General features: G+C 75.8%; 9 protein-coding genes. 3 read left to right on the top strand and 6 right to left on the bottom strand.

Annotation, left to right across the window (positions count from 1 at the left end; translation table 11 throughout):
• Window positions 1–46 precede the first annotated feature (46 nt).
• Window positions 47–859 carry a DeoR/GlpR family DNA-binding transcription regulator gene (locus STTU_RS00605; RefSeq protein WP_007818735.1) on the bottom strand — a complete coding sequence of 271 codons (813 nt, stop codon included), beginning with the start codon at window positions 857–859 and terminating at the stop codon, window positions 47–49.
• Between the two features lie 403 nt (window positions 860–1,262).
• Between STTU_RS00605 and STTU_RS00600 the strand changes: the two genes are divergently transcribed.
• The gene (locus STTU_RS00600) at window positions 1,263–3,731 is read left to right on the top strand and encodes a hypothetical protein (protein ID WP_007818729.1); all 2,469 of its coding nucleotides are present in this window, start codon (window positions 1,263–1,265) and stop codon (window positions 3,729–3,731) included.
• A gap of 181 nt (window positions 3,732–3,912) precedes the next feature.
• On the opposite strand, the gene STTU_RS00595 is transcribed toward STTU_RS00600, so the two are convergent.
• From STTU_RS00595 to STTU_RS00575, 5 genes are all read right to left on the bottom strand, one after another.
• Window positions 3,913–6,360 (bottom strand): right-handed parallel beta-helix repeat-containing protein, encoded by a 2,448-nt coding sequence (locus STTU_RS00595; protein ID WP_007818728.1) that lies wholly within the window; start codon window positions 6,358–6,360, stop codon window positions 3,913–3,915.
• 156 nt (window positions 6,361–6,516) lie between these two features.
• A complete protein-coding gene (locus STTU_RS00590; protein ID WP_043253645.1) occupies window positions 6,517–7,122 on the bottom strand; it encodes a hypothetical protein in 606 nt (201 codons plus the stop codon).
• Window positions 7,123–7,203: 81 nt separating this feature from the next.
• The gene (locus tag STTU_RS00585; protein WP_043253642.1) at window positions 7,204–8,052 is read right to left on the bottom strand and encodes an MOSC domain-containing protein; all 849 of its coding nucleotides are present in this window, start codon (window positions 8,050–8,052) and stop codon (window positions 7,204–7,206) included.
• Window positions 8,053–8,263: 211 nt separating this feature from the next.
• Complete coding sequence (locus tag STTU_RS00580; RefSeq protein WP_043253640.1) at window positions 8,264–8,734, bottom strand: DUF6643 family protein; 471 nt, start codon at window positions 8,732–8,734, stop codon at window positions 8,264–8,266.
• 309 nt (window positions 8,735–9,043) lie between these two features.
• Window positions 9,044–10,213: a glycosyltransferase gene (locus STTU_RS00575; protein ID WP_007818723.1), complete on the bottom strand. Its 1,170-nt coding sequence runs from the start codon at window positions 10,211–10,213 to the stop codon at window positions 9,044–9,046.
• A 329-nt stretch (window positions 10,214–10,542) separates the two neighbouring features.
• Between STTU_RS00575 and STTU_RS00570 the strand changes: the two genes are divergently transcribed.
• Window positions 10,543–11,325, top strand: coding sequence for a glutamate racemase (locus STTU_RS00570; protein ID WP_007818722.1), 783 nt, complete (start codon window positions 10,543–10,545; stop codon window positions 11,323–11,325).
• 83 nt (window positions 11,326–11,408) lie between these two features.
• Window positions 11,409–11,996, top strand: coding sequence for a hypothetical protein (locus STTU_RS00565; protein WP_007818721.1), 588 nt, complete (start codon window positions 11,409–11,411; stop codon window positions 11,994–11,996).
• The last annotated feature ends 6 nt before the right edge of the window (window positions 11,997–12,002 follow it).

Below are 12,002 nucleotides of genomic sequence, written 5' to 3'. Positions count from 1 at the left end.
CGCGTCCGGGAGGGGGGCCGTGGGCCGTCGGCGCCGACTCCGTGGCTCAGACCACGGGCGGGGCGTCCGCCACCAGCACCGCTTCCACCCGCTCCGCCAGCTCCTCGCGTGCCTCCCGCGGCAGGCCCTCGTCCGTCACCACCGTGTCCACCGCGCTCAGCGGCGCGAAGGAACTCAGCCCCACCGTCCCCCACTTGGTGTGGTCCGCGACGACGATCACGCGCCGGGCCGCCGCCACGAGCCGCCGGTTCGTCTCCGCCTCCGCGAGGTTCGGCGTCGACAGTCCGGCGCGCGCGGATATGCCGTGCACCCCGAGGAAGAGCAGATCGAAGTGGAGCGAGGCGATCGCGGCGTCGGCCACCGGGCCCACGAGCGAGTCCGAGGGCGTGCGCACCCCACCCGTCAGCACGACCGTCGCCCGGCCCTGCCGCCCCTCGTGCGCCCGGTGGAAGACATCGGCCACCCGCACCGAGTTCGTCACCACCGTCAGCTCCGGCACCTCCACGAGCCGCTGGGCGAGCGCGTACGTCGTGGTGCCGCCCGAGAGCGCGATCGCCGTCCCTGGCGCGACGAGTTCGGCGGCCACGCGCGCGATGCTCTCCTTCGCGCCCTGCTCCCGGCCCGACTTCGCCTCGAAGCCCGGCTCGTGGCTGCTCGCCTCGGCGGGCGGCACCGCGCCGCCGTGCACCTTCTCCACCGCCCCCTGCCGGGCGAGCGCGTCGAGATCCCTGCGCACCGTCATGTCCGAGACACCGAGCCGCTTCGTCAGCTCGTTGACCCGCACGCCGCCGCGCCGCCGCACCTCGTCGAGGATGACGGCCCGGCGCTGCTCGGCGAGGAGGTTCAGGTTTTCGCTCACGTCCGCCCGGTCCTTCCGCTGCTGTGGTCCCCTGCCCCGTTCCGCACCGCGCGACGGAGCGTGGGGACACCCCCGCCGTGCTCCGGCGCTCCCGGCTCCCGCCGTGGCGCCCCCGTCATCCTCCCACGTCGGCGAGGCCGCCCCGGCGGGGCGGTTCCCGGCGCCGCGTCACCCGACCGGGGGACTCTGCGCCCGACCCCTTCCGGGCGGGCCCCCGCCCCGCCATGCTCGGAGGGGACATGACAGTCCCGTACGGGCCGGGACAGCCGTTCGCCGGTCACGCGGCGGGGGTACGGTACGCCGAGCGCACCCGCCCCACCCGTCCCGTACGCCACACCTTCGCCCGCCGCCCCCGTACGAGAACCCGCCCCGCCCGCCCGTCCGTTCACAGGGAGAACCGCGCGTGCAGTCCGCCCCGGGGGAGCAGCCCGCCCTCGAACTGCTGGTCCACGGAGTCGGGGGCACCACCCCCGCCGAGATGCTCGACGATCCGCACACGGTCCGCGTCGCAGGTGACGACACGGCCGCCCTCTACCGCCGCGCGAAGGACGCGCCACCGCGCGAGGAGGACGCGCCTCCCGGCGAGCACGTACCGCCACGTGCGGACGCAGCTCCACACGACGCCGCACCCCCACGCGAGGACGCCTCCCGGGCGCCCAGGCCCGAGGCGGACGCGCCCGTCCAGGAGGCGTACGTCTGGTGCAACCTCACCTCCGGAGACGCGAGCCGCGCCCTGTGGCTCCTCCTCCTTCCCTTCATGGTCGTCAACCTCGCCCACTGGATGCGCCCGCGCGCCCTGCGCCGCCCGCGTCTCGTGCGCCTGTACGGGGCGCTCGTCCGCCTCCTCGGCCTCAGCCTCACCGTCCTCCTGGTCGCCGCCGCCTGCGAGGTCGCCCTCGACCTCACCGCCTGGCAGTGCGCGGGCACCGCCGCCTGCGCCGAGGGCCGCGCCTGGCTCGGCTTCCTCTCCCCGCACACCTCACCTGGCGACTGGTGGACCCAGCCCGGCCGCCGCCTCGCCCTCGCCGCGCTCGTCCCCGCCGCGCTCGTCCTGCTCCTCTGGTTCCTCGCGCACAAGACCTGGAGCGCGTACGAGAACCAGCGACCGCTTCCCGCCGCGACGGACGACACCGGGTCCGCGCCCGACGCCGGGGCCACCGCGACGGCCCCCGCCCATGACGCGAAGGTCCCGCGCGACACGCCCGCCCTCGCCCGCCCCGGCTTCTGGTACGGCCGCCGCATCGTCGCCAGGCTGCGCGCCGCGCACACCGCCGCGGCGCTCCTCACCGTCGCCGCGGCTGTCGGCACGGCCGTCACCGCGCAGGACGCCGCGCACGACGGTCCCGTCCTCGCCGGGCGCCTCCTGTGCGGCCTCTGCGCCGTCCTCGGCGTGCTCGTCCTCGCCGCCGTCTGCCGCCGTGGCCGCAGCGAACGGCGCCTCGACCTCACCCTCGACCGCCTCACCGTCCGCGCCCTGCCACTCGCCTCCCTGGTCCTCCTCCTCGCGACCCTCGGCTACGCCCTCGCCGACCGCCCGGCCGACCGCTCCACCGGCACCCTCCCCGGGGACGCCCTCTTCCGCGTCCTCACCCTCACCCAAGGGCTCCTCGTCCTCGCCCTCGCGGCCGTCGCCGCCCTCCTGCACCGCAGCGCCCCCGACTTGCGCACAGCGCTGCGCGGCTACGGGGGCCCCGCGACCGCCCTCCTCGCCTGCGCTCTCGGCGGTGTCCTCACCGGCGGCCTCGCCCAGCGCGTCGCCGACTGGCTCGACGGCCCGGCGACCCCGGGCGAGGGTACGAGTCCGCTGCCGGGACCGCCGGTCCTGCTCTCCTGGCAGGCCGCCGTGCTCCCGCCGATGCTGCTCCTCCTGCTCCTGCTCGCCGCGAGGCTCGGCATCGCCACGTGGCGCCGCGCCCGCGCCGGAGCCGCGCGGGTCGAAGCGGACTACCCCGGCGTACGGCACGACGAGGCCCGTACCCGCGCCATCGCCCTCACCCGCGCCGCCGCCGCGCTCACCGACCGCGCGCCCGCCCTCCTCGGCCTCGGCGCGGCCGGGACCCTGCTCCTCGGCGCCGTGGCGCTCGTCGGGGCCTGGACGAGCGGCGAGGTGCCGGGGGAGGCGACGACCGGACTGCCCGCCGCCGTGCACGGTCTCGCGCAGACCTGCCAGGCGCTCGGCTCCTGGCTCACCGGACTCGCCGCGCTGCTCTTCCTCGCCTTCGGCCGCCGCGCCTACCGCGATCCGCACGCCCGCCGCACGATCGGCATCCTGTGGGACGTCGGTACGTTCTGGCCGCGCGCCGCGCACCCCTTCGCGCCGCCCTGCTACGCCGAGCGGGCCGTCCCCGACCTGACGTGGCGCATGGCGACGTGGACCGCGCGCACCGGGGGGAGGCTCGTCCTCTCCGGCCACTCCCAGGGCAGCGTGCTCGCCGCCGCCGCGGCCTGGCAACTGCCGCCGCAGGTCCGCGGCAGGATCGCCCTCCTCACCTACGGCTCCCCGCTCGAACGCCTCTACGGCCGCTGGTTCCCCGCCCACTTCGGCCCCACGGCCCTCACCGGCCTGCACACCGACGTCGACCGCTGGACCAACCTCTACCGCGCCACCGACCCCATCGGCGGCCCCGTCCGCGTCCCCGGCGTCGACCACGCCCCCCTCCGCGACCCCCTCGCCTACGGCCGCACCCCCGACGAGCCCCTCCCGCCGCCGATCCACGGCCACGGCGACTACCCCTGCGACCCCGCCTTCGCCACGGCCCGAGCCGCCCTCCTCCACCGCCTGCGCCCCACAGGCCCCGTCCCCCGCCAGCCCGACCGCGCAAGCACGGCACCGGAGGAGGCGGAGCCCACCGGAGGCGCGGCCGGCGCCTGACCGGCGGCCCGCCCGTAGGGGAGGGGGGGGAGCTACCGGGGAACGGGCACGAAGGCCGCCTGCTCGCGTGCCCCACGTGAGCCGTGCCGCACGTGAGCGATGGCTTCGGCAACACAGCCGGACCTTCAGGAAACCCCGGCCCCTCGGGAAACCCCGAACTCTCGGGAGAGCCCCGGCCCCCTCACCTCAACTCCGGCAGGTCCTCCGGGTACAGCAGCGTCAGGTCCGCCGTGTCCGGGCTCGGGAGCTGCGCCACCCGCCCCGCGTGGCGTTCGACCATCGCCTCGAAGGTCTGGCGGGCCGTGCGCCCGTTGCCGAAACCCGCGTCCTTCGGGATCGCCGTGAAGTACTTCAGGAGCGCTTCGCCGGTGCCCTCCGCCAGCTCGTACTCGTGCTCCTCGGCCTGCTGCTCCACGATGCGCAGCAGCTCTTCCGGGCCGTAGTCCCCGAAGGTGATGGTCCGTGAGAAGCGGGAGGCCACACCCGGGTTGACCGCGAGGAAGCGTTCCATCTCGGCCGTGTAGCCGGCGACGATGACGACGACCTCGTCGCGCTGGTCCTCCATGAGCTTGACCAGCGTGTCGATCGCCTCGCGCCCGAAGTCGCGCCCCGAGTCCTCGGGCGAGAGCGCGTACGCCTCGTCGATGAAGAGCACCCCGCCCTTCGCCCGCCCGAACGCCTCCTGCGTGCGGATCGCCGTCGAGCCGATGTGCTCGCCGACCAGGTCCACGCGCGAGACCTCGACGAGGTGCCCCTTCTCCAGGACCCCGAGCGCCACGAGGATCTCCGCGTACAGGCGCGCCACCGTCGTCTTGCCGGTACCGGGGGAGCCGGTGAAGACGAGGTGGCGGCGGGCCGATGCCGCCTTGAGCCCGGCGGCCTGGCGCCGTCTGCCCACCTCGATCATGTCCGTCATCGCGCGCACCTCGCGCTTGACGCTGTCGAGCCCCACGAGCGCGTCGAGCGCGGCGAGGACGTCCTCGGGCGTACGCGCGGGCCGTTCCTCCCCGGCCGTGCCCTCCGGAGCCGTCGTCCCCTGCCGAGGCGCGGGTACGCCGCCGAGCAGCCCGACCGGGGCCGTCTCGCGCACGAGCGTCTCGCCGCCCACCGGCGGCAGCACCGGGGCCGTCGCGGCGGGGGCGGCCGGGGCCGCCGCGCTCTCGTCGCTCGCGCAGTCCTCGACGACCGGACTGCCGCCGTTGCCCTCCGCGATCTCGTAACCGCCGCGCGCGCACCGCTCGGTGCGGCAGCGCCGCAGCGTCGTGCGGTCGCCGCCGATGAGGTGGAAGCCGTACCCCGCGCTGTCGCTCACCTTGCACGACGTGAACGTGCCGCGCCCGTCGGCCGACACGTAGAACCCCGACTCGGCGGCCCCCGTCACGGTGCACCGCTCCACCGCGGGATCGGCCCCCTTCGTGACGATGACGCCGGTCTGCACGTCCGCGACCGCGCAGCCGCTCAACGTGCCGCCGCTGCCGTGGTCGCGGAACCAGGCGCCCGTCGACGCCTTCGTGATCCGGCAGTCGTCGAGCTGGGCGATCGCCCCGTCGCTCACCGAGACCGCCGTGTTGCGCACCTGCGCGAGGTCGCTGTCGACGACGTCGACGCGCGAACCGCGGTCGAGGACGAAGAGCGCGTCCGGCACGTCGTGCACCCGGCAGGAGTCGAGCACCGCCGTCGCGCCGTCGCTCACCCACACCGCCGGGTAGTCACCGGTCGAGTCGTGGATCTCGCACTGGTTGGCGTCCACGCGCGTGCCCGGGTCCCACACCGACAGGCCGTTGCGCCCGAAACGGCTGACGGAGGAACGGGTGAGCGTCAGGACCGAGCGCGAGCGCAGGTCCACCGCGTTCTCCGGGATGTCGTGCAGGCGGCAGTCGGCGAGCGTGAGCACCGCGTCCGTGTCGAGCGTGACGCCGTTCGCCGTCGTACGGTGCAGCGCGCAGTCCGTCAGGTACGCGGTGCCGCGCTGGCTGAGCTGGAGCGCCGAGCCCTTGATCTCGTAGATCTCGCAGCCGATCGCCTCCAGGCCGCTGCCCTCGCCCGTCACGGCGAAACCGGCCCCCGAGGCGTGGTGCACCCGGCAGCGCTCCAGGCGCGGGTGCGCCCCGTCCCGCACCACGATCCCCGACTGCCCCGCCGCGACGACCTCGCAGTCCTCGAAGATGCCGCTCGCCCCGGCGAGCACGGCGATCCCGAGGCCGCCCGCGTTGTCGACCGTGACGGCCCGGACCGTGGGCCGTGCCCCGCCGCGCACCTCCAGCCCCACGGCGGACCGCGTCATGATCCGCAGGCCCTCCAGCTCGGGCGCGCTGTCCTCGACGAGGACGGCGGGCACCGCCGAGTCCTGCCCCTCGATGTGCAGTCCCTGGACGAGCGCGGCGCCGCGCACGGTGAGCGGGATGCCGTCCGTGGGCGCGATCCTGACCGGACCCGCCGCGTTGTCCACGGCGCGCAGCGTCACCGCCTGCCGTACCACGAGGTTCTCCCGGTACGTCCCCGGGCCGATGCTGAGGACGTCGCCGTCCCCCGCGGCCTCCAGGGCGGCGGAGAGCGAGGCGTACTCGCCCGTGCGGCGCCGCCACCGCGACGTACCGGTGTGCGTCACCTGGACCGTGCCCTGTGCCATGTGCTGCTGTGCCCCCACCTCGTGCGTACGCGGGAAGTATGACGCGTGTCCTGCGGACCGGCGCGCGGTCCACCGTAGCGTGTGAGGACAGCGGGAGTTGACCGTGTCCGGGCCCACGCCACCGGCACGTGCCCGGCCCGGCTCGGCGTGCGCCCGTCAGCTCCCCGTGCCCGCGCGCCCCCAGTCCGGGCCCGTGCGCCGCCACTCCCGTTCCCAGGCCACGAGCCGGGCCCGGCGCAGCCGCCACACCAGGACCCGCCGCCCGCCTTCCAGGAGCACGACCGCCGCCGTGCCCGCGCCGACTCCCGCGAGGAAGGCGTGCGCCTCGGCGCTGGCCACGTCGAGCGGACGGGGCATCAGGCGGCCTCGGGCGTCGGTCCACACGGGGAAGGTGTCGCCCCTGCGCGGCGCGGCCAGCGCGGCGTTCGCGAGACCGGCGCGGCGCACGCCGTCCGGGCCCGTCCACACGGCCCGTACCCGCACCTCGCCGACCCGCCCGGCGCCGGTCTCGGGGTCGGTGTCGAAGTGCGTGCCGCGCTCGGGGCCCAGCACCGTCGCGGTCACCCGTACCCGGTCGTGGCGCTGCTCCGCCACGGTCCGCAGGAGCGCGGTGCGCGTGTGCGAGGCCGCCTGCACCCCGGCGACGGGGACGAGGAGGAGGAGCAGCAGGGCCGTCACCAGGCCCGCCCAGCCCTCGATCCGGTCGCTCGCGCGCCGCAGCGGATTGTGCCGCCAGGTCCACAGCCCCAAGATGGCTCGCACGACGCGCCACCCCCTTTCCCGCAGGCGCCGCCCGGCGCCCGCGGTCCGCCCCCGCCGTACCCGTTCCCGGCGGGCAGCAGGCTATGCGACCGCCCCCGCGCCGCCCGCGCCGACCACCGTCAGCCGGTCACCGACTCGCACCGAACCGGCCGACTCCGGTACGAGGTTCATGCCGAACATCGCCTTGCCGTCCCGTCTGCGGTGCCGCGCCAGGGTCCGCAGCGGTTCCTTGCCGCGCACCGCCGTGGCCTGGTCGACGGTCGTCACGACGCAGCGCCCGCACGGCTTCGTCACCCGGAAGAGGACCTCGCCGATCCGCACCCGGCCCCAGCCGTCCTCGGCCCAGGGCGCGCTGCCCGAGACGACCAGATTGGGCCGGAACCTGCCCATCGGCACCGGGCCCTCGGCGCTCGGTCCGTCCGCGGCGATGAGGGAGTTGAGGGCGTCCAGCGAGGACAGGCTCGTGAGCAGCAGCGGGTAGCCGTCCGCGAGGCTCACGGTGTCGCCGGGGCGCGCGTACGCCGGGTCCACGGGGCGCGCCGACGCGGGCGCGCCGAGGTGCACGAGGCGCACGGGACGGCGGAGGTACGAGGTGCACCACGCGGACGCGGTGTCCGCCGCCGGGACGACCTCGACCTTGTTGCGGAACAGCTCCACGACGACGCTCTCCCCGGCGGGGACGGGCACGTGGCAGGGAGCGGGGCCGCCCGGACCGTTGAGCACGAGGCTCCCGTCGTCCCTCCTGCGCACGTCCAGCAGCGCGAGACGCGGTTCCTCACGCTGAGTCAGCTGACGCCCCTCGCCGTCCACGAGCATCCAGCGGCGGTCCCCGGCGAGACCCCAGGGCTCGACGACGGCCTCGGAGACGTCGAGGGCGCGGGCCGCCTTGAGCGGGTGGATGTGGACGGAGACGAGTGAGACTGCGGGCATGGGCGACATTTTCCCACCGCTCGCGCGCGGCCTTCCGGCCCGGGCGGGGCACGGTTCGCCGCCGCGCGGGGCACGGTTTCGCGGCGCGGGAGGCTTCCGCCGCCGCGGGGCTCGCCCCTGGCCCGTACGCGAGACGCCCGGCACCGCGCGCCGCGTGGGCGGCCCGGTGCCGGGCGTCCCGCTTCCCGGACGGATGCGGCCGGCGCCGCGCTCAGTACGGCCGGTAGGGGCCGCTCTGGTAGGGGTCCTGGTACGGGGCGGGCGCGGGTTGCTGCGGGCGCGGGGCCGTGGGGCGCATCGCCTCGTACCCCGTCGCGGGCTGCGGCGCGGGCCGGTAGCCGCCCTGTTGCGGGACCCCCGGGTAGCCGCCGCGCTGCGGCGCGGGCTGCTGCGGGATGTACGGCTGCGGCGCGGGCGGCATCGGTGCCATGGGCTGCTGCGGCGGCTGGCCGTAGTACGCCGTGGGAGGCGGGGACACGGGGGCGGGCGCGGCCGGCAGGGCGGGCAGCGCCGGGGGGAGCGCGGGCAGGGAGCTCCCGCTCGGCTCGTACAGGGACGGCACCCGGATCGGCGCGATCTGCGGTGTGCCCCGCTCCGCTACGAGCGAGTCGTAGATCGGAGTGTCCGGGAAAGACGGCGCGGAATAGTAGCCGCTGCCGTAGGTGGGGCGGGGGGAGGTCATGGCACATAAGTTAAGCCCACGATGTGCTGGTTGGGGAGACCGATAAGAAGGTTGTTTTGTGCGTCCCTGTCGGGTCCCCGCCCGCAATGCGATCGAAGGCGACCAAATCGGTCATCAGATTGCCTAAACTTCACGTGAATTGCATGTTCCCACGGCGTTACCCGGGGTTCGTCCGGCGCGTCGTGGAACCTCGCCGGGCCCTGGTTCCGCGGGGGCGTTCACCCTTCTGGAGACCGGGCGCCGACGTGCCCCGACCCGCCAGCGGGGCACGTACGACAAGAGCCCGACACCCCCGCCGCGAAGGGGAGTTCAGCCCTCTCCCGCCTCCACCGCCTCCGGCGCCGCGTACGTGCGGCCCTTCCATGCCGCGCCCCGGCCCCGGTAGTGCTCCACCGCCGAGTCCACCGTCATCAGCAGGTAGAGGAAGGCCGTCACGGGCAGCAGCGGCGCGAGCCACCACGGCTGCCGGTAGTAGCGCAGCATCGGCAGGTACGTGCCCGCCATGACGAGCCAGGCGAGGCCGCCCGCGAGCGCCGTCCCCGCGTGGCCCGCGAGCAGCCCGGCCGCCAGGGCGCACGGCGGGACGAGGTAGACGAGCGCGAGGCCGAGCACGGTGCCGAGCAGGACCAGCGGGTTGTGGCGCAGTTGCGCGTACGCGCTGCGCGAGATCATCCGCCACAGGTCGCGCAGCGCGGGGTAGGGCCGGATGCTGTCGACGTGGTCGGCGAGGCCGAGCCAGATACGGCCCCCCACGCGCTTGACCGCGCGCGACAGGGCGACGTCGTCGATGACGGACTGGCGGATCGCGTCGGGGATGTCCGCCGCCTCCGCCGTGCGCGTGCGCAGGAGCACACAGCCGCCCGCGGCCGCCGCCGTCCGCGAGGCGGCCTTGTTGACCCTGCGGAAGGGGTAGAGCTGCGAGAAGAAGTAGACGAATGCGGGGACCACCATCCGCTCCCACGCGCTCGCGACCCGCAGCCGTGCCATCTGCGAGACCATGTCGAGGCCCGCGCCGTCCGCCGCCGCCACGAGACGGCGCAGGCTGTCCGGCTCGTGCGCGATGTCGGCGTCCGTGAGGAGCAGGAACTCGGGCGCGCTCTCGCGGGCGAGCGCGATGCCGTGGCGCATCGCCCACAGCTTTCCCGTCCATCCGCGCGGCGGCTCGCCCGGCGAGACGACCCGCAACGGCAGCGCTCCCGGGCGTCGCCCCAGCTCGCGCGCCAGCTCGCCCGTCCCGTCCGTGCTGCCGTCGTCGACGAGCACGACCTCCGCGCGCCCCGGGTACTCCTGCGCGAGCAGCGAGGGCAGGCTCAGCGGCAGCACCTCCGCCTCGTCCCGCGCGGGGACGACGACCGCCACCGAGGGCCACCGCTCCGGTTCCCCGCCGGTCCTCGGCAGCCGGACGTCGGTGCGCCAGAAGAAGCCCTGGGCGAGCAGCATCCACACCCAGGACACGAGGGACAGAACGGCGATCCACATGACGGCACTCACGCGCGGCAGTCTGCCACCAGCGGGGGAGGGGCACGGGGCCGGACATGCGGGCGGAGGCAGGGAGCCCCGGGACGGCCCCGCGACGCGGTGTGCCGGGGGCGGGCGGCGCTTTCGCGGGAGCGGGTGGCAGTGCTTTCGCGGGAGCGGGAGAGAGCGCCTTGGCCGAAGGCCGCCCCGCAGCAGCGGCCGGTACCGTCCCCGACGGCCGCCCGCAGGAGCGGCATACGCCTCCGCCCACGCCCCGCGCGGCAACGCCGCCGCCGCCCCCGCCACCGTCGTCCGCGGGGAAGCGTCACCCCATGACATAAAGTGGCCGGGTGAAGATCGCGCTCCTCGATTCCGGTATCGGCCTGCTCCCCGCCGCCGCCGCGGTACGCGGCCTGCGGCCCGACGCGGACCTCGTGCTCTCCAGCGACCCGGCCTCGATGCCGTGGGGGCCGCGCACCTCCGAGGACATCACCCGCCTCGCGCTCGGTGCCGCCGAGGCCGCCGCCGCCCTTGAGCCCGACGCGCTCGTCATCGCGTGCAACACCGCCTCGACGCACGCGCTGCCCGCGCTCCGCGCCCGCTTCGAGGACACCTTCCCCGTCATCGGCACCGTCCCCGCGATCAAGCCCGCCGCCGCCTTCGGTGCCCCCGTCGCGATCTGGGCCACGCCCGCCACGACCGGCAGCGAGTACCAGCGCCGCCTCATCGCCGAATTCGCCCCCGGCGGCAATGTCACCGCGGTGGCCTGCCCCGGGCTCGCCGACGCCGTGCAGCACGCCGACGAGGCCGCGACGGAGGCCGCGATCGCCGACGCCGCCGCCCGCACCCCCGCCGGGGTCCGCGTCGTCGTCCTCGGCTGCACCCACTACGAACTCGTCGGGGCCCGTATCGCCGCCGCGCTCACCCGCCCCGGCGGGGCCGCGCCCACGCTCCTCGGCTCCGCCCCCGCCGTCGCCGCGCAGGCCCTGCGCCGCGCCGCGGGCGGCCCCCCGGACCTCACCCGAACGGGCGAGCTGACCGTCCTCCTCGGCGGCGTCGAGGAGCCCCTGCCGCCGGAGGCGCTCGCCTACGCCGAGGGCCGTCTCCTCGCCGGGGTCGGCGCCGCCCGCTGAATCCGCCCGGTGTGGCCGGTTCCACCGGACGCACCCCTGCGCGGGGGCCTCCCCGGGCGCGGATTCTGAGTACGCTCGGCGCCATGAGGCATCCACCCCATGACGACGCGCCCACGGGCCCGGCGGACGCCGGTGCCCACCCCGAGGTCTGGACGGGTACCGCGACGAACCGCGTGCAATGGGTACTCGCCCTCGCCGGTGTCGCCTGCGTCGCCCTCGGCATCGCCCTCGCGGTCAACTCCACCTGGACCTCCGGCGTCGCCGCACTCGCCATGTCGGTCGTCGGCTGCCTGCTCGCCGGGCTCCTCATCCTCTTCGGCACCCTCGCCTTCGTGAGCGTCGCCGTGCGTGTCGACCACGCGACCCTCGAAGTCCGCTGCGGGCACATCGGCGTACCCCGCCGCAGCATCCCCCTCGCCCACGTCGTCGAGGCCGACTTCGCGCCCGCCGTCACCCCGCGCCAGTGGGGCGGCTACGGCTACCGCTGGCGACCGGAACTCGGCACCGCCGTCGTCGTACGCCGCGGCGAGGGAGTCGTCCTGCGCCTCGGCGACGGCCGCACCTTCACCTTCACCGTCGACGACGCCGAATCCGCCGTCCACGAGATCCGCAGACGACTCCACCTCTACGGGACCCACGGCGGCCCCGGCCAGGCACCCGCCGGAGCGTGACCCGGG

Source organism: Streptomyces sp. Tu6071, from assembly GCF_000213055.1.
Lineage (GTDB): Bacteria > Actinomycetota > Actinomycetes > Streptomycetales > Streptomycetaceae > Streptomyces > Streptomyces evansiae.
This window is presented reverse-complemented; position numbering and strand designations above follow the sequence as displayed.